Origin of the sequence: Streptomyces noursei ATCC 11455, from assembly GCF_001704275.1 — a bacterium.
Taxonomy (GTDB): Bacteria; Actinomycetota; Actinomycetes; order Streptomycetales; family Streptomycetaceae; genus Streptomyces; species Streptomyces noursei.
Window position 1 is genome coordinate 2,095,876 of record NZ_CP011533.1, and the last position, 25,616, is coordinate 2,121,491.

The window sequence follows — 25,616 nt, forward strand, 5'->3', positions numbered from 1 at the left end:
GGACTTGGGCGGCGCCAGTCGATTGCCCCGGCGCCGGTGAAGTGAAGGGAAGTTGACGCACCATGACGGGAACGACGTTCGTGATCGGGGCGGGGCCCGGCATCGGCCGGGCCGTGGCCCGGCGGTTCGCCGAGGACGGCGCGTCGGTGGCGGTGCTGGCCCGCTCCCGGTCCACCGTCGACGGCGCCGTCGCGGCGGTCGAGCAGGCCGGCGGCACGGCTCTCGGCCTGCTCGCCGACGCGGCCGACGAGGCATCGCTGCGCTCCGGCCTGGACGCCGCCGTCGAACGGCTCGGCATCCCGGACGTACTGGTCTACAACGCCGCCTGGGTCCGCTACGACCGCCCCGGCGAACTGTCCGCTGCGGAGCTGACGGCGACGCTGCGGGTCAACGTGGTCGGCGCGGTGAGCGCGGTGACGCACCTGGCTCCGCGCATGGCGGCGGCCGGTGGCGGCACCGTGCTGCTCACGTCCGGTATGCCGACCCCGCGCGCCGGGGCGACGAGCCTGTCCCTCGGCAAGGCCGCGCTGCGTGCGGCCCGTTCGGTGCTCGCCGACGAGTTCGGGCCGCGCGGGGTGCACCTCGCCACCGTCACCGTCGGCGGACCGGTCTCCCCGGGATCCGCCCTCGACCCGGACCGGATCGCCGAGCACTACCTGCGGCTCGCCCGGCAGTCGACCGGGGCGTGGGAGCACGACGTCCTGATCGAGGGCGGAGCGGTCGAGTAGCGACAGGCCCGGTGCGGCCGGCCGGCGCGATCGGTACGGCCGGCCAGTCCACGACGGGCGCCCTCCCCGTCGGGGGGCCGGTCGCCTACCGTGGCATCCATGCCGCACGGGACTCCCGGCCATGACCCGGCCTCGGCGCGGTCGCGCCGGCACATCTTCGGCGACGACGCCGAGCAGTACGACACGGCCAGACCCGGCTATCCCCCGCAACTCGTCCAGGACGTCCTGGACTTCTCCGCGCCGGCCGCGCGCGGGCCGGCGCTGGAGGTCGGTGCCGGAACGGGCAAGGCGACGCTGGCCTTCGCGCGGGCCGGCGTACCGGTGACCTGCGTCGAGCCGGACGTCCGCATGGCCCGGGTGCTGCGCCGCCGTTGCGCGGAACTGCCCGAGGTCACCGTCGAGGTCGCCGACTTCGAGAGCTGGCGCCCCCGGCGGCGCTACGGGTTGCTGTACTGCGCACAGGCATGGCACTGGGTCGATCCCGTCGCACGCTGGGACAGGGCGCGGGCCGCGCTCTCGCCCGGCGGAGCGATCGGGCTCTTCTGGAACCACTGGTTTCTCTCGTGCGGTGAGCTGACGGACCGTCTGACCGCCGCCCATGCCCGGCACGGCATCGAGATACCTGCGGACACCCTCCTCGATCCCCGCCCCCGCCCCGCGCGCCGCGGCCCCGAGTCCCGGCAGTGGCGCGAGATGACGGCGGCCGGCTTCGTCGCCCCGGAGCACCGCCTCTACACCTCCGTCCACGAACGGTCCACGTCCGCCCTGCTCGGCCTGCTCGCCTCCTACGGCGGCTACCGGGCCCTCCCCGCCCGACCCCGCGAGCGGGTCCTCGACGAGGTGGCCCGCATCGTGGACGCCCACGGCGGACACGCGCAGGTGAGGGTGACCACGAGCCTCTTCCTGGGGCGGACGGCGCGCTAGCCGTGCGTGCCGTGCCGTGACGCACACCTAGGGCGCTTCTGATGGATCTCCGTGGAAGAAGGAGCGGCGCCTGGTGCGTGCGATCGCAAGGCGCCGGGATGTCTTCATAGCGGAGCTATGGGGGCATTTCGGCAACGCCGCGAGCGTGCGTGGCAGGCGCCGCGACGCCGCGGAGATCCATCAGAAGCGCCCTAGGCCCAGGGCGGGCGGCCACCGCCGGCCCAACGGGCCAGGCCGCGGCCGTCGATCAGCCGGAGCGGTGCGGCGAGCGAGGCGTTGGCGACCTCGGCGTCGCGGGTGAAGCGGGAGGTGGTGACGATGACGGCGTGGTCGCAGCGGTGGTAGTCGCGGTACGTACCGTTCGCGGTGTAGATCGCGGGGGCGCCGACCCGGTTGCCTTCGGCGTACCGCTTGCACTGCACGGCGACCCGTCGGCCGTCGTGCAGGACGACGAGGACGTCCAGCCCCCGGTCGTTGGCGCCGCCGGAAACGGTCGCGGAGCGCACGGCGGGGTCGCGGCGGGCGAGGTCGGCGACGGCGTGCTCGAACTGGGTGCCGGTCATGTGGTGGTACGCGGCGAGGGTGTGGGTGGCGTCCTGGCGGGGCCCGATCGGACCGGGGAGGTGCAGGCGGCCGGTGCGGGCGAGGAAGACCGACGTTGCGCAGGCGACGGCGAGAACGCCGAGGACGAGGGTGGTGACGGGGTACTCGCGCGCGACCGCGGCGAGGGCGACGAGCAGCAGGCCGGCGACGACGAGTCGGGTGGCGGCTCGCTCGCGGGCGCGGCGTCGGGCGGCTCGGCCGCGGGGGCGGCGGCCGGGGCGCCGGGTCGGGCGGCGGGTGGGACGTCGGCCGGGGCGCCCTGTGGTGGCGCGTGGTCGTCGGGCTCGCGTGGTCATGCGGGTTCCTCCCCCTGTCGGTTGCCGTCGGCAGCCGTCCCGACCTCCGGGTCGACCGCCGTCGGCCCGCTCACCGGCAGGACCCCTCCCGGCCCTCCTGTGTAGCCCGAACCCGATTGCGCTGCACCGCAGTTGCAAAGGGTTGGCGCGAACGTGCCGGTGGCCGGCGGCCGGGCCCGGTGGCCGTCAGCGTTCGCGGCGGAGGAAGGTGCGGGCGCCGCGCAGGGTGGTGCGCAGGGTGCGTTGGGTGCGGGTGCTGTCCAGGCGGACGTCCAGGGCGCCCGGGGTGCCGGTGTCGGCGCGGCGGCCGGTGGGCAGTCGGGAGGCGTCCAGGGCGTCGCGCTCGGCGATCAGCACACCGAGTTCATGGCGGCTGACCGCGTCCGCCCCGGCGAGGTGGCACACCCCGGTGTGGGCGGAGGCGGTCAGTTCCAGGAGGGCCCCGGCGAGGTCGGCGACGTGCACGGGGCACCGGAACTCGTCGGTGAACAGCGCGCCCTCGCGTCGCCCGGCGGCCAGGTCGTGGACCAGTGCCTCGTGCGCGGAACCGCCGTCGCCGATGATCAGCGAGGTGCGGGCGACGACGGCCGCGGGGGCGAGCAGCCGGATCGCCGTTTCGGCGGCGGCCTTCGCGGCACCGTACGGCGTGAGCGGGTCCGGCACGGCGGATTCGTCGTAGTGGACGTCGGCACCGGAGAACACGGCGTCGCTCGACACCTGCACCAGCCGGGCCCCGTGCCGCGTGGCGGCCATGGCCAGTTGGATCGCGCCGTCGGCCGTGGTGGCCCAGTCGGTCCTGCGATACGCCGCGTTGACGACGACGTCCGGTCGGGCCGCGCCGAGCACCCGGGGGATCTGCTCGCCGCGGCGGAGGTCCAGAGGCAGCCAGCGGGCCCCGGGGACGTCGGCGGCGCGGGTCGCGAAGGTCGCCGTCACGGTGTGGCCGGCCGCCGCCGCCCGCTGGATCAGCTCGCGGCCCAGGAAGCCACTGCCGCCTACGATCAGGAGGTTCATGAAGCGTCAGGCTAGGGCGCTTCTGATGGATCTCCGTGGAAGAAGGAGCGGCGCCTGGTGCGTGCGATCGCAAGGCGCCGGGATGTCTTCATAGCGGAGCTATGGGGGCATTTCGGCAACGCCGCGAGCGTGCGTGGCAGGCGCCGCGACGCCGCGGAGATCCATCAGAAGCGCCCTAGGGCCTGGTGGTGTCCCGTGGCAGTCCGTCGCAGTCCGCGGCAGCTTCTAGCCGCTCACGCCCAGGAAGCGCAGCACCGCCAGTACGCGGCGGTGGTCGCCCTCCGCCCTGGGCAGGTCCAGCTTCGCCAGGATGTTGTTGATGTGTTTGGCCACCGCGCTTTCACTGACGACCAGTTGGACGGCGATGCCCGCGTTGGAGCGGCCCTCGGCCATCAGCGCCAGCACCTCGCGCTCGCGCTCGGTCAGGCGCCCCACCGGGTCGCTGGGGCGCCGCACCAGCAGCTGCGCCACCACCTGCGGGTCCAGGGCCGTGCCGCCGGCCGCGACCCGGCGCAGCGCCTCGATGAACTCCTCGACGTCGGCCACCCGTTGCTTGAGGAGGTAGCCGACGCCGCTGGTGTTCGTCGCGAGCAGTTCGGCGGCGTAGCGCTCCTCGACGTACTGGGACAGCATCAGGACGGCGGTGTCCGGCCACTGCTTCCGGATGACCAGCGCGGCCCGCACCCCCTCGTCGGTGAAGCCGGGCGGCATCCGGACGTCGACGACGGCGATGTCCGGGCGGTGCTCCTCCACTGCCCGCAACAGCCCTTCCGCGTCATCGGCCTCGGCCACCACCTCGAACCCGGCGGTCTCCAGGACTTTGACCACGCCGATCCTGAGCAGGACGGAGTCCTCGGCGATCACAGCGCGCTTGGCAGCGTGCACGGCAGCTCCACGGTGATGGTGGTCGGGCCCCCGCGGGGGCTGTCGATGGCGAGGGTGCCGTCCACCGAGGCCACGCGGTGCGTGAGCCCGGTCAGGCCGGTTCCCCCGGAGGGGTCCGCCCCTCCCCTGCCATCATCGACGACCCGGACCCGCAGCGTGTCACCGGCCCGTGCGACCGTCACCTCGGCGCGACTCGCCCGTGCGTGCTTGGTGACGTTCGCCAGCGCCTCGGAGACGACGAAGTAGGCCACCGCCTCCACGGCGGGCGCGGCCCGCTCGGGCACGTCGACGGCGAGTTGGACGGGCAGCGGTGCCCGGGCGGCGATGCCGGAGAGCGCCGCGTCCAGCCCGCGGTCGTCCAGGACGTGCGGGTGCAGGCCGCGTACCAGGTGGTTGAGCTCCTCCAGGGCCTCCTTCGCCTCGCGGTGCGCCTCGTCGATGACCGCTCGGGCCTCGGGCGGCAGATCGGTGAGGGTGGCCCGGGCCAGGCCCAGGTTGACCGCCAGGGACACCAGGCGCTGCTGCGCGCCGTCGTGCAGATCGCGTTCGATGCGGCGGCGCTCGGCGTCCGCGGCGGCCAGCGTCTCGGCCCGGCGTTCGGCCAGGTCCTCGACGCGCCGCGCCAACTCCTCGGCCCGGCTGGGTCCGAGCAGCCGCCGGGCGATCACCGACTCCAGGTGCAGCAGGGCACCGGTCAGGCGCGGCAGGAACGGCAGGACGACCAGCCCGACCACGCCCATCTTCCAGCCGGAGCCGTCGGACCACTGGACGAAGGCCCAGCGCCGCGGCAGCATCCAGTACCAGGCGTAGTAGGTGATGCCGCCGATGCTGCCCACCCACAGGACGAGTGCCACGGCCTCCACGGCGCCCAGCACCGGACCGGCCAGCTGGTGGTAGCCGAGATGGCGCCAGTACGCGGCGGTGCGCAGCCGGCCCCGGGCACGTCGGAAGGCGTCGGGTGCCTTCACGGGTGGGGTGTGGGGGATGTCGGTGTCCGCGTACGTCGCGAAGCGGCGGCGCTGGAGCCAGGTCACCGATGTCGCGCCGGCGGTGGCGAACAGCAACGGAGCCACCGCCACACCGGGTGCGTAGACGACGGTGAGGCTGAACCACACCCACAGCAGGAAGGCGGCACCGTGCAGCAGGACGCCGGTGGACAGGAAGGCGGCCTGTGCTGTGAGACGGGCCCGGCGGCCTGGCCGCCCCTCGGATCGGGTCATGGGTACGACGGTAAACGCCCAGGTCAGCGGGGGCTATCACGCCTGCATCCGGAACCGGGGTGAAGCTGGTGCCACCCCAAGTCGGACAGCGGTGCTACTGACTGCGGGCGGCGGGGAGCGGAGTGTTGATCGTGAGCCCGACGGACGGGTTCGCGACACCGGAAGGATCCTCCGCCGCCATGGCCCTGACCACCCCCACCCCCCTTGCGTACACGGGCCGTTGCTGCACGGGGACCCGCGTCGGCCGCGGTGGGCCCGCGCGCCCCGGCCGGGCGCGCCGCTGGCAGGGCCGCATACTCGTGGGCTCCGGGCTCGCCCTCCTGCCCTGGCTCGGCTACCTCGCGGGCACCCTGCCGCCGGTCGAGGCGACCGCCTGGGTCACCCTCGACGTGTTGGAGGCCGTCGCCCTGCTCTCGGCCGGTACCCGCCTGTGGCGCGCCGACCTCCGTCACCGCGCCCCCGCGGCCGCCGCGGCCGTCCTCCTCCTCGCCGACGTCTGCGTCGACGTCGCCACCGCCGCCCCCGGCCCGGAACTGGCCGTCGCGGCCGCGATGGCCGTCGCGGCCGAACTGCCGTTGGCCGCCCTGTGCGGGTGGCTGGCGCGACGTCGGTCCGCCTGACCCGGTGGCCGGGTGGGTGCGCGGCACGTCGCGCGAGGGCGTGGAGGTCGGGACGACGAGGTGGAGGCGCGGGGGGATGGGACACGGCGCTCGGCCGCGTCCGCCGGCGGTCAGCTCAGGGGCGTTCGGCCAGGCTGGGGACGGACGCGTCGGGGTCCGTCCGGGGGCCGGGGGCCGGCGGGTCGGTGGGAAGGCCCTCGTCGCGCAGAGTGCGGCAGACGTCCGCCAGGAGGGCGAGGTGCGGGGCGTCGCGGTCGGCCTCGGGCCAGGCGATCGCGAACGTACACGGCGGCAGGTCCGTCACGGGGAGGTAGCGGACGTCGGGCCGCGGATAGAGTTCGGCCGCGACGGCCGGCAGGAAGGCCCGGGCGCCGTCGAACGACACCGCGGACAGCAGGGATTCGACGCGGGAGACCTCGTGTGCGGTGTAGCGCACCGGGACGCCGTCCGGTCGCGGGTCGACGGACCAGAAGTCGCGTACGGCCCGGGGCACCTGCGGCGTCAGGCTCACCATGGGGCGGTCGGCGAGGTCCGCCAGGCAGACCGAGGAGCGCTGGGACAGCGGGTCGGTGCTCGATAAGCACGCCACCCGCGCCTCCGTCGTGAGCGGCTGGATGTGGAAGTCCTCGGCCACCGGCAGATAGACGAAGGCCGCGTCGATCCGGCCGGTCGCCAGGCCCGTCACCTGCTCGACCAGGTCCACCACTCGGAAGTCGATCTCCAGGGCGGGGTGTCGGGTGGTGAGGCCGGCGATGACGCGGCGGGTGGCACCGAGCGCGGTCGCGCAGTCGGTGAGTCCCACCCGGAGCCGGAGGCCGCCGCCCTCGGCCAGTGAGGACAGGGCCGCGTCGCGCAGTTCGTCCGTCGCGCCGACGATGTTCCGCACCAGCGGCAGCAGCGCGCGGCCCACCGGGGTCACCTCCACCCGCCGGCTGGTACGGGTGAACAGTCGGACGCCCAACCGGCGTTCCAGGGTGCGGATCTGGAGGCTGAGGGCGGGCTGGGTGAGGTAGAGCCGCGCCGCGGCCCGGCCGAAGTGCAGTTCCTCGGCCAGCGTCAGCAGCGACCGCAGTTGCTGAACCGACGGATCGTAGACACCGGCCATGGACGCCTTCCTCCCATTTGATCAATGGATGGCACCCCGTCATCCATCAGGCATGTTAATCGATGGATCCTTGCGTAGGGCCTTGATCCGGGGGGAAGCTGGCGTTACTTCAGCGTGCTGCGGGGGGAAATGACGCCGCTGGGGAAAAGGTGCCGATAAGTGACCACGGTTTCCTTACTCCTGCCCAAATCCACCCGCAGGCATGCGGAAGTGCTCCCGGTCGTGTTCATCCGGGAGCGACCGTCGAGCTGAATGCGGGAGATTCCGTTGCGGGAGAACGCACTTGCCGGTGTGACGGAATCACCGCGTCCAGCGCGCCGGCCTCGGTCGCGGATTACGCATCACGGGGGAAGCGGCGGCAGTTTCCAGCCCCATTCCTTTTTGTTGCGCGTACCGCTCCGCGCCGGTCGGCGGTGACGGTCACGGGGGATGCTGGCATACAGCCCTCCAGAGAGTGTCGGACGAATTGATTGAGCCCGGAACCCGGCCTGCGGTCGGGCCCGGAACGAGCAATTCATTCATCTCGGAGGAACGTTGAACGGAAAAATGATGGAGGCGTCGACCGCGACGCAGGTGTCCCAGCGTGTCCTGGAACTCCTGTATCGATATCGGCGCGTCGACGAGTCACTGGTCGAGCAGGACGGCGACACCGCGGGCGACGATCCGTGTCCGGCGTGTTTCGAGGCACACCGGGAGCGGATGGAGCACTTCATCGAGCGCGATGAGCCCATCCACTTCGTCGTGCCGGCCTTTCCGGCGAAATCGCCGAACCAGAGCAAGGTGCTCGGCGTGCTTCCGGACCTCGGCGAGCGTCTGGCGCTGGGATTCCTGCAGTCGCTGTGTGACTACGTGGGCCACTTCTACCGTCCGGGCGCCCGGGTCACGATCTGCTCGGACGGCCATGTCTTCGGCGACGTGGTCGGGGTCGCCGACACCACGGTGACCGAATACCGGGATTCGCTCACGGAAATGATCAGCACCGCGCGGTGGTCCGCCATCGACCTGTTCGGCCTCAATGACGCATTCGGCGGCATGCACTATCCGGTGATGCGGAAGGTGCTGGAGGAGAACTACTCCGCCACCCTTGCGGAGCTGAAGGAGAAGGTCCGCAGCGACCGCAGCACGCGGTCGCTGTTCAACGGGATACACCGCTTCATGTTCGAGGACGCGGTGGCCCGCCGGGGCGCCGGCGCCTCCCGGACGAAACTGCGCAACGACTCGAAGGACACGGCGTACCAGACCATCCTGCGCAGCAACGCGTGGAGCCGGCTGGTCGCCGCGACATTCCCCCGGGCGATACGACTGTCCATACACCCGCAGCCCCCGCACTCGGAGAAGTTCGGTCTGCAGCTCATGCCGACCAGGGACGGCTGGCTGACGCCGTGGCACGGCGTGGTGCTGGACGACGGGGTGAGCTGTTCCCTCGTCAAGCGCTGGGACGCCGAGCGGCTGCACGCCACGGTCGTGTGGCGGGACGGCCGCCCGAGCCATTTCATCGCGCCCCATCTCTCCACGGCCGCACTGGAAAGGGTTTCCTGACATGGCGACTTCGACGACACCGCACGGCGCGCTCACGCATACGCCGCTGCGGCCCTTCGGCCGCATTGTGGAGTCCGCCGGCGGGGCGCGGATCACGGATGTCCCGGCCGAGGTGCTCGCCAGGTGGACCGAGGAATCGCGGGTGCTGGTGCTGCGCGGGTTCGCTCTCATGGCGAAGGAGGAATTCGCCACGTACTGTCGCCGCTGGGGTGAGGTGCTGAAGTGGGAGCCCGGCGAGGTCATCGACCTGGTGGTCGAGGACAACCCGAGGAACTACCTGTTCGCCAGCGGCGATGTGCCTTTCCACTGGGACGGCGCGTTCGTGGAGGCAAATCCGCGGTACTTCTTCTTCCAGTGCCTGAACTCCACTCCGGGCGCCGGCGGTGAGACCGTCTTCTCCGACACCACCGCGGTCTATCGGGACGCGGACGCCGAGCTCCGCGAGCAGTGGGCGGGCATCAGCCTGACCTATTCCACCGAGAAGCTGGCGCATTACGGCGGACTGGTCACCGAGCGACTCGTCGCCCAGCATCCCGCGACCGGTGTACCGGTGCTGCGCTTCGCCGAGCCCCTGGACCCCGCGATCTACAAGAACCCGGTGCACGTCCGGGTCGACGGATTCGGTGCGGCGGCGGCCGAGGAGTTCCTCGCCGCCATGGCGGAGCGGCTGCATCGGCCCGAGTACTGCTACGCCCACGACTGGCGGACGGGAGACATCGTGATCGCGGACAACTACGCGCTCGTGCACGGCCGCAACGCGTTCTCCGGCCCGACGAACCGGCATCTCCAGAGGGTCGAGGTCATCTGAGGCCCTCCGCAGGACTTTTTCCCGTCCCCGCACAGGTGGAGCGAAAGAATGAGCATTGGCATTGTGGGTGCCGGAATCTCCGGTCTGCACCTGGCACTTCGGCTGCAGCAGTTCGGTCTCGACACCACGCTGTACACGGCCAAGGAGCCGGACGGCCTGCGCAGCGGGCCTCCGCTGAACTTCGTCACCCGTTTCGATTCCACCAGGAGGCGGGAACAGGCCCTCGGTATCACCCGATGGTCGTCCAGCGCCTACGACAACGCGTGGATGCACATGAGCGTCGAAGGCCCCGGCGGATTCGGATTCCGGGGCCGGCTTCCGCAGCCGGCGAGTTCCGTCGATTTCCGGATGTACCTCGCCGCACTGTTGGAGGCATATGCCAAGCGGGGCGGTGACGTGACGGTCCGCTCCGTCGCGGACGGGCCGGAGCTGGCCGGGCTGGCCGGGCGGCACGACCTCCTGGTCGTCGCCGCCGGCCGGGGGGCGCTCACCGACACCTTCGGGCGCGACCCGGCCCGCTCGCCGTACCGCACCGCACCGCGTCACCTGGCGGGCGGGCTCTTCCACGGAGTCCTGCCCGCCGACCCGCCGGGGATGACCATGCACATGGTCCCGGGTGCCGGCGAGATCCATGCCCCGGCCTACCACTCGTTCGCGGGGCAGGTGACCGTCGTCCTGGTCGAGGCGGTGCCGGGCGGCCCGCTCGGCCCGGTCACCGAGACCGGCTACCGAGAAGATCCTGGCCGGTTCGGCCGGGACGTGCTGGAACTGATCACCCGTCATGCGCCGCTGCTCCGAGAGCGGATCGACGCGCGGGAGTTCGCCCTCACCCGCCCCGTCGACATGCTGCACGGCGCCGTGGTGCCGGTCGTCCGGCACGGCTGGTCCGACGTGGGCGGGGGCACCTTCGCGCTGGCGGTCGGCGACGCCTGGATCGCCAACGACCCGTTGACGGCGCAGGGCGCCAACCTGGGCTCCGCGCTGGCCTTCCAGCTCGCGGACGAGCTCGCGGCCCACCAGGGCCCGTTCGACGAGGAGTTCTGCCGCGCGGTCTCGGAACGGATGTGGGTCACCGCCCGGCCCGTCGTGGAGTGGACCAACCTCTTCATCGGCGAGCCACCGCCACAGGTGGCGAGGCTGCTGGCCGCGGCGGCGGGGGACCAGCGGGTGGCGGACGCCTTCGTGGCCAATCTCGACCGGCCGGAAGAGATGTGGCGGACCGTCAACTCCCCTGGCCAGACTGAGGAGTTCATTGCGCAGGCACAGGCAGTGAGGAGCGGGGTATGAGCGTCGACGTCGGCCTGGTCTGGGATGCCGTGGGGGACATCGCCGGCGGTCGCGGCCTCCTGGAGACCGCGCGCACCGCCGGGTTGGACACCTTCCTGGTGTTCGACCACCTGATCAACGTCTTTCCCCGGCAGGCGTGGGACACCGATTTCAGCTACCTGGCGGCGGCGATGCCGACCCCCGACCGGTGTCTGGACTTCGCCACCGTGCTGGGCAACTTCGCGCCGCAGGCAGGGCCCGTCCGGCTCGCGATCGGGGTCACCGACCCCAACCGCCGGCACCCCGCCGTGCTGGCCCAGACCGCCCTCACCCTCGCCCAGCTCACCGAGCGGGCACCGGTCCTCGGCATCGGCGCGGGCGCCGAGGAGAACCTCCGGCCCTACGGCGTACCGCACGACCGCAAGGTCAGCCGGGTCGAGGAGGCGCTGCGGATCCTCCGGATGTTCTTCGACGGCGAGGGGCCGCACGACTTCCGGGGGGAGTTCTTCACCCTGGACCAGGCGCTCATGGGCCTGCCCGCGCCCGAGGGCCGCACCCCGCGCATCTGGCTGGGCGGCAACCGCGACCGGATGCTGCGCCTGGCCGGCCGCTACGCCGACGGGTGGCTCCCGTCGGAGCTGATGACGCCCGAGGAGTACGCCCGGCGGCTGCGCGTGGTGCGCGTGGCGGCCGTGGCGGCCGGCCGCGACCCCGACGGCATCGTCGCCGCCGGCGGGGTGCCCATCGTGGTGGCCGAGACCGATGCGGCGGCCCACGCCCTGTTGCGCGCCAAGCCGCTCCGCTTCCTCGCCCTGCACGCGGGCGCGGAGTCCTGGCGGGCGCACGGGTTCGCGCACCCCTTCGGGGAGGACTACCGGGGGCTGGTGGAGCTCCTGCCGCATCGGCTGACCCGTGCCGAGGTGGACCGCGCGATGGCGGCGGTCCCCGACGAGCTGGTGGCCGAACAGGTCGTCGTGGGGAGCCGGGAGACCGTGCTGAAGCGGATCGGGGAACTGCTCGACGCCGGCATGCGGCACCCCATGCTCATTCCGGCCTCGGCGATGGCCTCCCCCGAGGCCGCGGGGTTCACCATCGAGTCCGTCGGTTGGCTCGCCGAGCGGCTGCGGTCGGCGTCCATCCCCGAGGAGGGAGGGGTCGCATGACGAGCGTCGGCATCATCGGGTCCGGCATCTCCGGCGTACAACTCGCCTTGCGGTTACAACAGTTGGGCATTGCGGCGACGGTCTACTCGACGCAGGACATCGACCAGCTCAAGTCCGGCCGACCGCGCAACTTCCCGGCGCGGTTCGCCCCCACCCAGGAGCGCGAGCGCCGGCTGGGGGTGTCCGCCTGGGACTTCCCGGACGCGCAGGTGCATCACTGGTCGATCAGCGTGCACATCGACGGGCCCGCGCTCGCGTTCCCGGCCCGGCTCGCTCCGCCGTCCAGTGTGGTGGACTTCCGACTGTATCTGCCGCACCTGCTGGGCGAGTTCGTCGAGCGCGGCGGCACGCTCGACGTGGGCGAGCCCGCCGTCGAGGACGTCGCCCGGCGGCACGATCTGACGGTGGTGGCGAACGGCAGCCGCTCGTTGCGGGAGCTGTTCCCGCCGGTGCCGGAGCGCTCACCGCACACCACCCCGCAGCGCATCCTGTGCAGCGGGCTGTACTTCGGCATCGACGAGGCGGTGCCGCACTCGCTCGACATCCACTTCCTGCCGGGGATCGGGGAGATCCTGCGGCTGCCCTTCTTCTCCCCGGCCGGGCGGGTGGACGTGCTCGCCTTCGAAGCGGTGCCCGGCGGTCCGCTGGAGACGGTCAGCCATCTGGACGCCGACGCCGACCCGGGGGCCTTCCACCGCGCCGTGCTGGACCTCGTCGCGACGTACGCCCCCTCGCTCCGCGAGCGCATCGACACCGGGGACTTCGCGCTCATCTCGCCGGGGGAGGTCGCCCAGGGCGGGATCACGCCGGTGGTCCGCCGCGGCTGGGCACGACTGGCCGACGGGCGCTGCGCGCTGGCGATCGGCGACGCCTGGATCACCAACGACCCGCTCACCGCGCAGGGCGCCAACCTCGGCTCGCACTCCGCCTTCGCGCTGGCGGAGCTCGTCTCGACGGCCCGGGGGCCCTACGACGAGGAGTTCTGCCGGTCCGCCTCCGCCGCGCTCTGGGAACACGCGCGGCACGTCGTGGAATGGAGCAACGCCTTCCTCGACGCGCCCGCGCCGCACGTGTCGGCGTTGTTCGCGCAGGCCGCGGCGGACCGGCGGGTGGCCGACGCGTTCGTCAGCGGGTTCCACGACCCGGTCGCCATGTGGCGCACGCTCTCCAGCGAGGAGGGCGTGGCGTCCTTCGTGGCCGCCTGCCGGAGCGGGACGCCGGCGGAGCCGAGCCCCGTCGGACCGCACCCCACCGGTCCACGGCAGCGCTGACCCCGCCCCGGCCTCGATCCCGGTACCGATCCCGATTCCGATTCCGATCCAGATCCCCGATTCCGATCCAGATCGCGACAAGGAGAGCGATGTCACTCCCGGACATGACGTACGACGAGAAGGGGCGGCTCATCCCGGAGTCCGAGCAGACCGCGGTCTGGCTGCTCGGCGGGCTGGCGCAGATCCGGGTTCCCGGCGCGGCGACCCGGAACTCCTTCACCGTCGTCCAGCACACGGGCAACCGCGGCTACACCACGCCGGTGCACGTCCACGACTTCGAGGACGAGATCTTCGTCGTCCTGGACGGCACCCTGCGCATGGTCTGCGACGGCGAGGAGCAGATCGCCGAGGCGGGCTCGACGATGATCGTCCCGCGGACGATTCCGCACGGCTTCGTGACGACGTCGCCGCACGCCCGCTTCCTGACCATCCACTCGACGCCGCAGCCGGACCGCAGGCCGCAGTTCGACCTGTTCCTGGACGCCGAGATTCCGCACGCGAAGGCGCTCACGCTGCCCACGGAGGACGTGGGCGGCCCCGACCTCGACCACATCATCGCCCTCGGCTCGCAGTACGGGTACGGCTACGCGGGCCCGCCGCTGACCCCCTAGGGCGGCACCATCCCTCCGACAGACCCGACAGACCCGTCAGACCCGACAGAAGAGACGCCATGTCGTTGAAGCTCATGACCCTGATGCTGTGCGTGTTCGGCATCACGACCGGTGAGTTCGTCATCGCCGGCATCCTGCCGGACATCGCGCATGACCTCGTAGTGTCCATCCCCGCCGCCGGACTGCTGGTCACGGCGTATGCCATCGGAATGATCGTCGGCGGCCCGGTGATGACCGCGCTGACCGCACGGTTCGCCCGCAAGCCGCTGATCGTGGCCCTGCTCGTGATCGTGGTCGTCGGGAACCTCGCATCGGGCCTGGCCCCGGTCTACCCCGTGCTGTTCGTGGCGCGGATCGTGACCGCGCTGGTGACCGCCACGTTCTTCGCCAACGCGATCGTCATCGCGGCCTCGACGGCGCCCGAGGGCAAGCAGGCGTCCACCGTCTCCAAGCTCGTCTTCGGAATGAACCTCTCGATGATGCTGGGCGCGCCGCTCGGCACCTTCATCGGCAACAACTTCGGCTGGCGGGCCACCTTCTACGCGATCTCGGCGGTCTGCCTGCTGGGTCTGCTGCTCGTGCTGCGGTTCGTGCCGGACGTCGGGAGCTCCACGCCCGGCACGTCCGCCGTCGCCGAGCTGCGGGTGTTCGGCAACCCCAGTCTGCAACTCGCCATCGTCATCACGGCGGTCGCCAACATGGGGCTGCTGATCGTGTTCACCTATTTCGCACCGCTGCTCACCGACCTCACCGGCTTCGCGGCGGGCACCGTCCCCGTCCTGCTGCTCCTCTACGGCGTGGGGGCCGCGGTCGGCAACTTCGTCGGCGGCTGGCTGTCGGACCGTGCGTTGATGCCCTCGCAGGTCGGCCTGTTGGGGCTGCTCGCGCTCGGTCTGGTGGCCATGTGGGCGGTCAGCGGCAACATCGTGCTGACGGCGGTCATGGTGTTCCTGATCGGTGCGATGGGGTTCTCGGTCATCCCGGGGATGCAGACGCGGGTGCTGAACACCGCAAGCGCCGCCCCGACCCTGGCCATCGCGGTGAATGCCTCCGCGTACCAGCTCGCCGCCGCGCTCGCCGGCTGGCTCGGCGGCCGGGTCATCGACAGCGGACTGGGGCTGAAGTCCGTCTACCTGACCAGCGCCGCCGTCACCGTCCTGGGCATCCTCCTCAGCTGCTACGCGTGGTTGAGGGACCGTACGGCCGCCCGGCCCGGCGCGCGGGAGGAGGCGGCCGGGGCCGGAGCGTCGTCGGCCTGAGGCCCGCCGGCGGGGCCCGGGCGCGCTGCCACCGGTCCGCCCGGGCCCTGCCGGATGCACCGCACACCGTCACAACGGGAGGAAGCAATGGCTCGTGAGGCCGCCCTGGCCACGGGGGAATGGGCCGAAGCGCACCTCGGCTCCGACGAGGTGGTCTTCGTCGAGACCGGCAACGAGGACACCGAGTACCGCAAGGGACACCCGCCGGGGACCGTCTGGATCAACTGGAGCGAGTTCCAGGACGAGGTGCGGCTGGGCGTCGTGGACCGGGCGGAGTTCGAGCGGCTGATGCGCCGGAAGGGCATCCGCGACGAGGACACCGTCGTCGTCCTCTCGTCGAACTCCAATCTGCTCGCCACGCTCGCCTACTGGTACTTCACCCTCTACGGGCACCGGTCCGTGAAGCTGCTGGACGGCGGACGCCGCAAGTGGGAGTCGGACGGCCGCCCCCTGACGACGCGGGTACCGGACCGCCCTGGCTCGGCGTACCGGGCCCGGGAGCAGGACGCGTCGGTCCGTGCGCTGCGCGACGACGTGCTCGCCGGCATCGGGGCCAGGAACATCATCGACGTCCGGGCGCCGGAGGAGTACGCCGGTCGCACCTTCGCGCCGGGATTCGCCGGTGCGGCGTTCGCCCCCGGTCACAATCCCCACGAGGTGGCGCAGCGGTCCGGGCACGTGCCCGGCGCGGTCAACCTCCCGTGGGAGGCGGTCGTCGCGGACGACGACACCTTCCGTTCCCAGGAGGAACTCGCGCGGCTCTACTCCGGTCTGGACCCGGCCCTCGGCAGCATCACCTACTGCTGGGTCGGGGCCCGCTCGGCGCACTCGTGGTTCGTGCTGCGGGAGTTGCTCGGCTGGCCGGACGTCAGGAACTACGACGGCTCCTGGGCGGAGTACGGCTCGCTGATCGGGGTGCCGGTCGCGCGCGGCCCCGAAGGCTGACCCCGACCCCGCCCAAGCGCACATCCATACGCACCCCCACCCCCACTTCCACTTCCACTTCCACTTCCACTTCCACTTCCACTTCCACCAACAGGCATCGCACACCTAGCGGGAAGGAGAAGGGCCGGCCCGTGCGCACGGCCCACCACGTCGATGAACGGAAACAACAGGACGCCGTCCACCGGGACGACGGAGGCCGACGGCCGGCTGCGGGGCAAGGTCGCCCTGGTGACCGGGGCCAGCTCCGGGATCGGCGAGGCCGCGGCCAAGACCCTCGCCGCCCAGGGCGCGAGCGTGGTGCTGGCGGCCCGGCGGCGGAAGGAACTCGACCGGGTCGCCGGGGAGATCGCCGACGCCGGCGGCACCGCGACGGTCGTACGGACCGACGTGTCCGTCGACGAGGAGGTGGCCGCCGCGGTGCGGGCCGCGGAGGACCACTTCGGCGGGCTGGACATCGCCTTCAACAACGCCGGGGCGATGGGCACCATGGGCCGGGTCGCCGAGCAGCGGCCGGAGGTCTGGGCCGCCGACGTCGGCACGGTGCTGACCAGCGTCTTCCTGTGCATGCGGCACGAGATCCGGGCCATGGAGCGGCGCGGCGGCGGGACGATCGTCAACAACGCCTCCCAGCTGGGCACGGTGGGCTTCGGCCTCGGCATCAGTTCCTACGTCGCCGGCAAGCACGGCGTGGTCGGCCTCACCAGGGCCGCCGCGCTGGAGTACGCCGCGCAGAACATCCGCGTCAACGCCCTCGCGCTGGCCACCGTGGACACCCCCATGTACCGGGAGGGCGTGGGCGGGAACGCGGAGATGGAGCAGATGTTCGTCGGGCTGCACCCGCTCGGCCGGATCGCCAGCCCGCAGGAGGCGGCCTCCGCCGTGGCCTATCTGGCCGGCGACGAGGCGGGCTTCTTCACCGGCTCCGTACTGGTCATGGACGGCGGATGGACCGCCCAGTGACCCGGGCGCCCGGCCACTGACGGAGGAGAGGGCGGGACATGCTGACCGAACACCCCGCGTCCATCGGGCTCCACCACCGCCCCGGCCGCGTTCCGCGGGTCGTCGGCTCCGGGCTGACGGTGCCGCTGGTGACCGGGCGACGGGTGCCGTACGTCAACCTCGACCACGCGGCGAGCACCCCCTGCATGGTCGAGGTGCGCCAGGGGGTGGAACGACTGCTTCCGTGGTACTCCAGCGTGCACCGCGGTGCCGGGTTCACGTCCCAGGTGAGCACCCGGACCTACGAGCGGGCCAGGGACACGGTGCGGCGCTTCGTGGGCGCCGCGCCGGACGCCACGGTGGTGTTCACCCGCAACACCACCGACGCGCTGAACCTCCTGGGGCGGGCGGTGCCGCCGCACACCACGGTGTTCCGGTTCGCCACCGATCACCATGCGGCGCTGCTGGCCTGGCGCGGTTCCCGGGTGTGCCGGCTGGGAGTGCCCGCCGGTCCCGGGCAGGCGGTCGAGCTGCTGGCCGGGGCGCTGGCGGACGCGCCGCCGGGACCGCGGCTGGTGGTGCTCACCGGGGCGTCCAACGTCACCGGGGAGCTGTGGCCGGTGGCCGCGCTGGCCGAGGTGGCGGCGGCGCACGGCGCCCGTACGGTGCTGGACGCCGCCCAGTTGGCCGCGCACGGGCCGGTGGACCTCGCCGGGTGGGGAGTCGACTGGGTGGCGCTGTCCGGGCACAAGATGTACGCGCCGTTCGGTGCGGGCGCGTTGGTGGGCGCGGCCGACTGGCTGGCCGAGGCGGATCCCTACCTGGCCGGCGGCGGGGCGAGCGCGCGGGTCACCGCGGACGGCGGGCGCGAGACGGTCGTCTGGTCGGGGCTGCCCCACCGGCACGAGGCCGGCTCCCCGAACGTGGTCGGCGCCCATGCGATGGCGGTTGCCTGCGAGGCGCTGTCGGCGGCCGGCTGGGACGCGATCACCGCGCACGAGCGGGCCCTGGCGGCCAGGTTGCGGGACGGGCTGGCGCGGATTCCCGGCGTGTGCCGGCTCGGGATGTGGGACGCGGGGTCGCCGGCGGTCGGCGTCGTGTCGTTCGGCGTCGCGCGCTGGGGCGGTGCGCCGGTCGACCAGCGCCTGGTCGCGACGGCGCTCTCTGCGGAGCACGGCATCGGTGTGCGGGACGGGGCCTTCTGCGCCCACCAGGCCGTCCGCGCGCTGCTGTGCCGCGCCCACCCGCACGAGCCGGGTCGGGCGCTGCGGGCCAGCATCGGCCTGGGGACCACCGCGGATCACGTCGACCGCCTGCTGTCGGCCCTGGCCGAGCTGGTGGCCGACGGCCCGCGCTGGACCTACCGGAACACGCCGGACGGGTGGTGTCCGGTGCCCGACCCCCGCCCGCTGCCGGATTTCCTGACGCACCGGGATATCCCGGAGGGCGTCCGACGAGAACAGGTCCGACGGGAACAGGAAGGCGTCACCTCATGAACTCCGCCGCGGAACCACGCAGGAAATTCGGCGTCATGCTCTATCCCGACCAGCCGTTCCCGGTGCTGGCCGAACGCCTGGGATGGCTGGAGGAGCTGGGGTTCGACCAGGTCTTCCTGCCGGATCACAGCGCCGACCTCCGGGACCCGCGCCACACCTGGTTCGACAGCTGGACCGTCCTCGCCATGGCCGCGCTGAACACCCGGCGGATCAGGATCGGCACGCTCGTCGCGAACCAGATCCTGCGCCCGCCGGCGCAACTGGCCAAGCAGGCGATCGCGCTGGACCACTTGTCGGGCGGTCGGTTCGAACTGGGCGTCGGCGCCGGCCTCTTCGCCTGGGACCACCACAGCGTCGGTGGGGTGCCATGGCCGCCCGGCGAGCGGGTGCGGCGGTTCGCCGACTATCTGGCCATCGTGGACGGCGTGCTGCGCGGCGGGGTGTTCAGCCACCCCGGTACCCACCTGTGGGCCCGGGACGTGGTGACGGTGCCGGGTTCGTCGCAGTCGCCGCGCCTGCCGCTCATCGTCGGCGGCCAGTCGCCGACCCTGGTGCGGGTCGCCGCCGAGCGCGCGGACGCCTGGAACACCCACGGCCCGCCCGGCGCGACGGCCGAGGAAGTGCTCCGCATCACGACGGAGCAGAACGCACGGATCGACCGGCTGGCTTCGGCGGCCGGACGGGACCCGTCGGAGATCCGGCGGGCGTACACGATCTTCGGCCCGTGGGACCCGAGAGCCGGGCGCCACGGCTACGAGGAGATCTTCGAGCGCTTCGGCTCGGCCGGTGTGACGGAATTCGTCCTCGACTGGCCCGGCGAGCGGCACGCCGAGGAATTCGCGCGCGTCGCCCGCGAGGTGATTCCGCCGCTGCGCGGCGACTGAAGTGAACGTAACGGGGGCGGACGCCCAGCAACTCGCGTCTACGAAGGTGACAGCAATGACAGCAGAAGTGACCGGAACACCCGGCGGGCAGACGCCCGGCACCCAGCCCGAGGGCCGGCACCAGCCCGCGGCGGCGATCGCGGTGACGGGGGCGGACCGGCAGTACGCGGATCTCGTGAGCGGGCTCAACCAGCGGTACACCGCCGCTCCGGAGGCGATCCGGTTGGCCACCTCCACCGAGCAGGTGGTCGGCGTCGTGCAGGAGGCCGTGCGCCGGGGCAAGCGGCTGAGCGTGCGGTCCAGCGGGCACTGCTACGAGGATTTCGTCTACCACCCGGACGTGCAGATCATCCTCGACATGTCCGGCATGCGGAACATCTCCTACGACCCGCGTCTGAACGCCATCGCGATCGAGTCGGGAGCCACCAACCTCCAGGCGTACCAGACCACTTACCCGCGCTGGGGCGTCGTCGCGCCCACCGGCTTCTGCTATTCGGTCGCCATGGGCGGTCATGTCAGCGGAGGTGCCTGGGGGCCGCTGTGCCGGACCCACGGACTGGTCGTCGATCACCTCTACGCGGTGGAGGTCGTGGTGGTGGACGCCGCGGGGCGCGCCCGCGCGGTCGTCGCCACGCGGGAGGAGGACGATCCGCACCGGGATCTGTGGTGGGCCCACACCGGCGGCGGGGGCGGCAACTTCGGCGTCGTCACCCGCTACTGGTTCCGCTCCCCCGGGGCGAGCGGCCGGGACCCGCGCGGGCTGCTCCCGAGGCCGCCCGCCGAACTGCTGGTGAACGCGGTGAGTTGGCCGTGGGCCGAGCTCGGCCGGGCGGACTTCCACCGGCTGACGCAGAACTACGCGGAGTGGCACGTGGCCAACTCCTCGCCCGACAGCCCGCAGCGCGCCCTGATCAGCCAGCTGGTGCTCAACCACCGGTCGGCCGGGCAGATCGGCATGGTGGCCCTCGTCGACGCCTCGGTCCCGGATGCCGAACAGATCCTGTCCGACTACCTCAAGCAGCTGGGCGACGGCGTCGGTGTCGCGCCGGGCGCGATGACCGCGGCGATGGGCGAACTCCCCGCCCTCCCGCGGTTCGCGCAGGCCCGCCGGCTGCCGTGGCTGCACGCCGTCCGGATGCTCGGCACCACCAACAGCGTGCTCAACGACCCCACTCTGCGGGCCGAGTACAAGTCGTCCTACATGCGGGCGGCCTTCCCCGACAGTCACCTGGAGGCGCTCTACCGGCACCTCACCCGCGACGACCTGAGCAATCCGAACCTCAATGTGCTGTTGACCTCGTACGGCGGTCGGATCAACGCCGTCGACCCGGCCGCCACGGCGGCCCCGCACCGGGGCGCCGCCTTCAAGATGCTCTGGCAGGCGTTCTGGAACGATCCCGCCGACGACGACCTGTACATCGGCTGGGCCCGGGACTGCTACCGCGAGGTCTACGCGGACACCGGCGGCGTCCCGGTCCCGGGCGACGTGACCGACGGGTGCTACGTCAACTATCCCGACATCGACCTCGGCGATCCGCGTTTCAACACGTCCTCGGTGCCCTGGCACGACCTGTACTACAAGGAGAACTACCCCCGCCTGCAGCAGGTCAAGAAGCGGTGGGACCCGCGGAACGTCTTCCGGCACGCCCAGTCCGTCACCCTGCCCGACGCCTGACGCGCCGGCCGGGCACCGAGCCGTTCCGCAAGCCCAACTGCCGCCAAGGAGCCTGAAGATGACGTCCCTGCTCGCCGTGTCCGGGAGCCCGTCCGCGGATTCGCGCACGGCGCTGCTGGCCGGCCACCTCGTGCGGCGCCTGTCGCTGGTCGGCCTGCCGACGAGCCACCTCAGGGTCCGGGACCTGCCGGCGGCGGAGCTGCTGGCCGGCCGGACCGAGCACCCGGCGCTGCGGCGGTCCCTGGACGCGGTCGAGGCCGCGTCCGGGATCGTCGTGGCCACCCCCGTGTACAAGGCCGCCTACAGCGGCCTGCTCAAGGCGTTCCTCGACCTGCTGCCCCGCGCGGGCCTGGCCGGGAAGGCGGTGCTGCCGCTCATGACCGGCGGCAGCTCCGCGCACGCCCTGGCGATCGACTACGCGCTGCGCCCGGTGCTCTGCGCGCTGGGCGCCCGGCAGGTCGTCCGCGGCGCCTTCGTCCTGGACCGGACGATCGAGCCGGGCCCCGACGGTGCCCTGCGGATCCACCCGGACACCGTTTCCCGCCTGGACCGGGCCCTCGACGAGTTCCTGATGGCCCTCACCGACGGCGTCACGGTCTCCGCCATGACCGGGAGTTGAGGCGGCTGGCCCCGCGGCGCCGTCGCGGGGGCCAGCCGGCCGCGTCAGGCCGAGGCGGCGGGTGCCGCCCCGGCGATGAGCAGGTCCAGCAGCGACAGCAGGGCGCCGCGGACGTCCGCGCGGGAGCGGGCGTCGAGCATCAGGACGGGGGTGTCCGGGTCGCCCAGGTGCAGGGCCGCCCTGATCTGCTCGGCGGTGTAGGGCTGTTCGCCGTCGAAGCAGTTGGCGCCGATGACGAACGGAAGCCCGCGGCTCTCGAAGAAGTCGATGGCCGGGAAGCTGCGGTCCAGCCGTCGGGTGTCCACCAGGACGATCGCGCCGAGCGCCCCCGCCAACAGGTCGTCCCACATGAACCAGAAGCGCTCCTGGCCCGGGGTGCCGAACAGGTAGAGGACCACGCCGGCATCGGCGAGGGTGATCCGGCCGAAGTCCATGGCGACGGTGGTGGCGGTCTTGAACTCGATGCCGTCGAGGTCGTCGACGCCGATCCCCGCGGCGGTCAGCCGCTCCTCGGTGCGGAGCGGCTCGATCTCGGAGACCGCCTCGACCAAGGTCGTCTTGCCGACCCCGAACCCACCCGCGATCAGGATCTTGACGGGGGACTCTTCCTGGGCGCTGGTGTCATATCCGGGCAAGGTTGTCCCTGATTTTCATGAGCAGGTGGACATTGGAGGTTTCGTTCGCTTGCAGCGGCGGCCGGTGCTGGATCAGGCCGCGCTCCGCCAACTCGCTGAGCAGGAGCACCATCGGGGTCAGCCGCATGTGCATCCGCGCGGCGATCTCGGCGACGGCCCGCCCGTTCGGCGGCTGGCACATGCCGAGGATGGCCTGCCACTCGGTGGGCAGGCTGCCGTCGGCGTCCGCCGCGACCCTGGCGGTGATCAGGGTGTCCATGGTCAGGGCGGCGCCGGGTGCGGTCGTCCGCCCGTCGGTGAGGGCGTACAGCCGCGCCCGCCGCCCCCTGCCGGGCTGTTGTTGGGCGGTCATGACGACTTGGGTGCCGGAACCCGCTCGGGGGTGCCGAGCCACTCGCCGAGCGCCTGCGAGGCCCGGACCACTTCGCCGCCGAGCTCCCCGAGGCGGGCCTTGCGCGAGGTCACGACGATGAGCGTGCTGCCCTCACCGCACCCGACGATGCACAGGTAGCGCTCGTTCATCTCCACCAGCTGGCGGATGACCCGGCCGCCGTCGACCTCCCGGGAGATGGCCTTCATGGTGGCCGCGATGCCGGAGGACGCCGCGGCTATCCGTTCCGCCTGGTCCCGTTCCAGTTGGTACGCGCTGAGCATGATGCCGTCGTTGGAGAGCAGCACGGCGCCCTCGATGCCGGCGATCCGGCTCAGATTGTTGTCGAGGATGCTGTAGATCACGTCGTTCGTCGTCATGACTTGTCCCGTCGGAGCTCGATTTCCACTGTCTCGGTGCCCTGCTCGTAGTCCGCCCAGGCGTCGGCGACCTCTTCGGGCGTCGCGGTGTCCTGGCTGACCGGTTCCGAGGTGCGGCGTTCGCGGAGCTGCTGGGCGATGTGCGTCTGCGGTCTGCGCTCCGGCAGGGGCGGCGGGGCGGCGCCGTCGCCGGGCGGGGTGCGTTCCGCCGCCGGCGCCTCGCTCGGCTGCCGGCGCGGCAGTCCGGCCGCCGTGGCGGTGGGGGCGGGGGTGGCAGGGCGCGGGTGGAGGGTGAGTTCGGGCTTGCGCGCTTCCCGTCGCTCCGGCGCGGGGGTGCGGGGCGCCGCCGCACCGGGCGTGCCCGCCGGCTCGCTCCGGACCAGGTGCTCGGCGGGAATGATCACGATGGCGGAGGTCCCTCCGAACGTCGAGCGGCGCAGGGTGACCCGGGCCTGGAGCTGGTCGGCGAGGTGTCCGACCACGAAGAGGCCGAGCCGGTGGGCGTTCTCGGCCAGGACGGAGTAGGGCGGCGCGGCGTGCAGCCGGCCGTTCATCTCCTCGTAGCGCTCGGCGGCCACCCGCGGACCGCGGTCCTCGATCTCCACCGACAGCCCGTCCGTGACGAGTTCGGCCCGGATGGCGACCTTCGACGCGGGCGGGGAGAACCGGGTCGCGTTGTCCAGCAGCTCGGCGAGGAGGTGGCTGATCGCGCTGATCACCCGCGGCTCGACGCTGACCTCGTCGAGGGCGATCCGCTCGATCCGCCGGAACTCCTCGACCTCCGCGGCGGCCTCGCGCAGCAGGTCCGCGACGCGCATGGGCTCGACGTGCGGGTCGGGGATCTCGCCGCCCGCCAGGATGAGCAGGTTCTCGATCTGCCGGCGCATGCCCACGGTCAACTGGTCGGACTTCATCAGCTCGGCGAGCAGCGCCTCGTCGTGGCCGAAGGTGTCCTGGAGCTCCTCGGTCAGGCCCAGTTGGCGGCTGACCAGGTTTCCGGTGCGGGAGGCGATGCCGGCCGCGAACATGCCGAAGCCGCGGCGTTCGTCGGCGAGCTGCCGGTGCCCGTCGACGGACACCGCGACGGAGCGGGCGAACGCGTCACTGATCCGGCCGACCTCGTCCTGCTCGTTGCTCTCCGTCGGCAGCGCGTCGGCGTCGATGCCCTGACCGCGCTGCAACCGGTCCACGATCTCCGGCAGGGTCTCCTCGGCGACGGTGACGGTGCGTTCGTGCAGCAGGGCCAGGCGGCGCAGCACGGTGCGCGTGGTGAACACCGCGACGGCCACCACGAGCAGCAGCGCGGCGGCGCTGATCCCGATCATCCACGCGAGGTCGCCGTCCAGGTCCTCGGCGGTGGCCTCGGCGTTGCCGATCACCGCGCGCAGCTGGTCGGCGTTGAGCGTGGTCAGCTGCGGGACGAGCTGTGCGTACATGGCCGGCCAGCCGTGCGTCGCCCGGGGCAGCACGACGCCGCCCGGTACGTCCTGGTGGTCGGAGAGGGCCGCGGCCTCGATGCGGCCCTTGGCCTTCCAGGCGTCCGAGGACTGGATCTGCGCGACGGCCTGTTGTCCCTTTTCGGACAGATACGGAACGATCGACGAGACGTACAGGAAGCGTTGGGCGCCCACGGCGTCGGTGAACTCGCCGAACTTCGCCGCGCTCAGCTTCCCGGTCGGGCCGGCGGCGGCCAGGAGGGTGTCCTCGCGGGCGAGCACCTCGGTCGCCTCGATCAGGGCGAGCACCGGCCGGCTCTGCTGGCTGAGCGCCGCGTCGTCCAGGTTGCTGAACTCGCCGAAGATGCCGATCAGCTGCTGGATCACGCCGCTGTAGTAGGCGGTGGTGCGGTCCGCGCCGCCGCTGCGGACGTCCGTGCGCTCGCGGTAGGTGCCGAGCTGCGCCAACTGCTTCTGCGCATCCCGGACATGCTGGTCGATCCGGTCGTCCTCCCGCACGTCCCGGGCGCCGGCGGCCTGCTGGAACGCGGCCACCGCACGGTCCGTGTCCGCGCGCCCGCTACTGAGGTCCGTGTGCGAGACCGGCTGCCCGGCCCAGCGCGCGGCCGCCGTGCTGCGCTCGGCCTGGAGCGCGGTCATCAGCTCGTACAGGGGGGTGCCGATCCGCTCGCCGTCCGCCACGTCGGCGCGCAGGTTCGCGGACTGCAGGACCAACCGGTCCGCGGTGAAGAAGCCTTGGGCACCCATGGCAACGGTGGGCACCACGGCCAGCCAGATCAGCAGGGTGCGCAGCCGCACCGCACCCCGTCGCCGCTTTCTCTCGGTCTTGCGCTGTTCGTCGGGCCGTGGGCCTTCGGGGTCTATGGATGTCATCAGTCCTCGTGGGCGGAGATGGGCGATCAGA

General features: G+C 72.4%; 25 protein-coding genes. 16 read left to right on the plus strand and 9 right to left on the minus strand.

The genetic code is table 11. The features are described 5' to 3' along the window. The first annotated feature begins 62 nt into the window (after positions 1-62). Together SNOUR_RS08880 and SNOUR_RS08885 are read left to right on the plus strand one after the other, a co-directional pair. On the plus strand, positions 63-728 hold the full coding sequence (locus SNOUR_RS08880) for an SDR family NAD(P)-dependent oxidoreductase (protein WP_067345333.1): 666 nt from the start codon (positions 63-65) through the stop codon (positions 726-728). Between the two features lie 99 nt (positions 729-827). Beyond that, the gene (locus SNOUR_RS08885) at positions 828-1,652 is read left to right on the plus strand and encodes a class I SAM-dependent methyltransferase (RefSeq protein ID WP_067345336.1); all 825 of its coding nucleotides are present in this window, start codon (positions 828-830) and stop codon (positions 1,650-1,652) included. Between the two features lie 191 nt (positions 1,653-1,843). Here the strand turns inward: SNOUR_RS08885 and SNOUR_RS08890 are convergent, their stop codons facing one another. The 4 genes from SNOUR_RS08890 to SNOUR_RS08905 form a co-directional block, all read right to left on the minus strand. Then, positions 1,844-2,551, minus strand: coding sequence for a restriction endonuclease (locus SNOUR_RS08890; protein WP_067345339.1), 708 nt, complete (start codon positions 2,549-2,551; stop codon positions 1,844-1,846). 186 nt (positions 2,552-2,737) lie between these two features. Next, a complete protein-coding gene (locus tag SNOUR_RS08895) occupies positions 2,738-3,565 on the minus strand; it encodes an SDR family oxidoreductase (RefSeq protein WP_067345344.1) in 828 nt (275 codons plus the stop codon). 225 nt (positions 3,566-3,790) lie between these two features. Continuing rightward, positions 3,791-4,429, minus strand: a complete 639-nt coding sequence (locus SNOUR_RS08900; RefSeq protein ID WP_067345346.1) for a response regulator — start codon at positions 4,427-4,429, stop codon at positions 3,791-3,793. Continuing rightward, positions 4,426-5,670: a sensor histidine kinase gene (locus tag SNOUR_RS08905; RefSeq protein ID WP_067345349.1), complete on the minus strand. Its 1,245-nt coding sequence runs from the start codon at positions 5,668-5,670 to the stop codon at positions 4,426-4,428. The genes SNOUR_RS08900 and SNOUR_RS08905 overlap by 4 nt, the downstream gene beginning before the upstream one ends. Before the next feature lie 179 nt (positions 5,671-5,849). On the opposite strand from SNOUR_RS08905, the gene SNOUR_RS08910 reads away from it, so the two are divergent. Beyond that, positions 5,850-6,290 (plus strand): hypothetical protein, encoded by a 441-nt coding sequence (locus SNOUR_RS08910; RefSeq protein WP_312632119.1) that lies wholly within the window; start codon positions 5,850-5,852, stop codon positions 6,288-6,290. Between the two features lie 115 nt (positions 6,291-6,405). On the opposite strand, the gene SNOUR_RS08915 is transcribed toward SNOUR_RS08910, so the two are convergent. Beyond that, positions 6,406-7,395: a LysR family transcriptional regulator gene (locus SNOUR_RS08915; RefSeq protein ID WP_067345351.1), complete on the minus strand. Its 990-nt coding sequence runs from the start codon at positions 7,393-7,395 to the stop codon at positions 6,406-6,408. A gap of 573 nt (positions 7,396-7,968) precedes the next feature. On the opposite strand from SNOUR_RS08915, the gene SNOUR_RS08920 reads away from it, so the two are divergent. From SNOUR_RS08920 to ssuE, 13 genes are all read left to right on the plus strand, one after another. Next, complete coding sequence (locus tag SNOUR_RS08920; protein ID WP_312632120.1) at positions 7,969-8,934, plus strand: L-tyrosine/L-tryptophan isonitrile synthase family protein; 966 nt, start codon at positions 7,969-7,971, stop codon at positions 8,932-8,934. 1 nt (position 8,935) lies between these two features. Further along, complete coding sequence (locus tag SNOUR_RS08925) at positions 8,936-9,742, plus strand: TauD/TfdA dioxygenase family protein (protein WP_067345353.1); 807 nt, start codon at positions 8,936-8,938, stop codon at positions 9,740-9,742. A 48-nt stretch (positions 9,743-9,790) separates the two neighbouring features. Continuing rightward, on the plus strand, positions 9,791-11,029 hold the full coding sequence (locus tag SNOUR_RS08930) for a styrene monooxygenase/indole monooxygenase family protein (RefSeq protein ID WP_067345356.1): 1,239 nt from the start codon (positions 9,791-9,793) through the stop codon (positions 11,027-11,029). After that, the gene (locus tag SNOUR_RS08935; protein WP_067345358.1) at positions 11,026-12,171 is read left to right on the plus strand and encodes an LLM class flavin-dependent oxidoreductase; all 1,146 of its coding nucleotides are present in this window, start codon (positions 11,026-11,028) and stop codon (positions 12,169-12,171) included. The genes SNOUR_RS08930 and SNOUR_RS08935 overlap by 4 nt, the downstream gene beginning before the upstream one ends. Further along, on the plus strand, positions 12,168-13,442 hold the full coding sequence (locus SNOUR_RS46095; protein WP_067345360.1) for a styrene monooxygenase/indole monooxygenase family protein: 1,275 nt from the start codon (positions 12,168-12,170) through the stop codon (positions 13,440-13,442). Before SNOUR_RS08935 ends, SNOUR_RS46095 begins: the two co-directional genes overlap by 4 nt. 89 nt (positions 13,443-13,531) lie before the next feature. Then, the gene (locus tag SNOUR_RS46100; RefSeq protein ID WP_159425829.1) at positions 13,532-14,053 is read left to right on the plus strand and encodes a cupin domain-containing protein; all 522 of its coding nucleotides are present in this window, start codon (positions 13,532-13,534) and stop codon (positions 14,051-14,053) included. A gap of 59 nt (positions 14,054-14,112) precedes the next feature. Beyond that, positions 14,113-15,312: an MFS transporter gene (locus tag SNOUR_RS08950; RefSeq protein ID WP_067345363.1), complete on the plus strand. Its 1,200-nt coding sequence runs from the start codon at positions 14,113-14,115 to the stop codon at positions 15,310-15,312. 87 nt (positions 15,313-15,399) lie between these two features. Further along, the gene (locus SNOUR_RS08955; RefSeq protein WP_067345366.1) at positions 15,400-16,257 is read left to right on the plus strand and encodes a sulfurtransferase; all 858 of its coding nucleotides are present in this window, start codon (positions 15,400-15,402) and stop codon (positions 16,255-16,257) included. Between the two features lie 153 nt (positions 16,258-16,410). Beyond that, entirely contained in the window at positions 16,411-17,217 is an 807-nt protein-coding gene (locus SNOUR_RS08960) for an SDR family NAD(P)-dependent oxidoreductase (protein ID WP_079142387.1), read from the plus strand. Between the two features lie 38 nt (positions 17,218-17,255). Further along, entirely contained in the window at positions 17,256-18,692 is a 1,437-nt protein-coding gene (locus SNOUR_RS08965; RefSeq protein ID WP_079142389.1) for an aminotransferase class V-fold PLP-dependent enzyme, read from the plus strand. Further along, entirely contained in the window at positions 18,689-19,576 is an 888-nt protein-coding gene (locus SNOUR_RS08970; protein ID WP_067345369.1) for an LLM class flavin-dependent oxidoreductase, read from the plus strand. The genes SNOUR_RS08965 and SNOUR_RS08970 overlap by 4 nt, the downstream gene beginning before the upstream one ends. A gap of 55 nt (positions 19,577-19,631) precedes the next feature. Next, entirely contained in the window at positions 19,632-21,251 is a 1,620-nt protein-coding gene (locus tag SNOUR_RS08975; protein ID WP_099055668.1) for an FAD-binding oxidoreductase, read from the plus strand. 58 nt (positions 21,252-21,309) lie between these two features. Next, positions 21,310-21,870 carry an NADPH-dependent FMN reductase gene (gene ssuE, locus SNOUR_RS08980; RefSeq protein ID WP_067345371.1) on the plus strand — a complete coding sequence of 187 codons (561 nt, stop codon included), beginning with the start codon at positions 21,310-21,312 and terminating at the stop codon, positions 21,868-21,870. A gap of 44 nt (positions 21,871-21,914) precedes the next feature. Here the strand turns inward: ssuE and SNOUR_RS08985 are convergent, their stop codons facing one another. From SNOUR_RS08985 to SNOUR_RS09000, 4 genes are read right to left on the minus strand one after another with little or no spacing between them, the layout of a single operon-like run. Next, complete coding sequence (locus tag SNOUR_RS08985) at positions 21,915-22,505, minus strand: GTP-binding protein (RefSeq protein WP_067345373.1); 591 nt, start codon at positions 22,503-22,505, stop codon at positions 21,915-21,917. Next, the gene (locus SNOUR_RS08990) at positions 22,492-22,857 is read right to left on the minus strand and encodes a DUF742 domain-containing protein (protein WP_067345376.1); all 366 of its coding nucleotides are present in this window, start codon (positions 22,855-22,857) and stop codon (positions 22,492-22,494) included. The genes SNOUR_RS08985 and SNOUR_RS08990 overlap by 14 nt, the downstream gene beginning before the upstream one ends. After that, a complete protein-coding gene (locus SNOUR_RS08995; RefSeq protein WP_067345377.1) occupies positions 22,854-23,255 on the minus strand; it encodes a roadblock/LC7 domain-containing protein in 402 nt (133 codons plus the stop codon). The genes SNOUR_RS08990 and SNOUR_RS08995 overlap by 4 nt, the downstream gene beginning before the upstream one ends. Then, positions 23,252-25,585, minus strand: coding sequence for a sensor histidine kinase (locus SNOUR_RS09000; protein WP_067345380.1), 2,334 nt, complete (start codon positions 25,583-25,585; stop codon positions 23,252-23,254). The genes SNOUR_RS08995 and SNOUR_RS09000 overlap by 4 nt, the downstream gene beginning before the upstream one ends. Positions 25,586-25,616 lie beyond the last annotated feature (31 nt).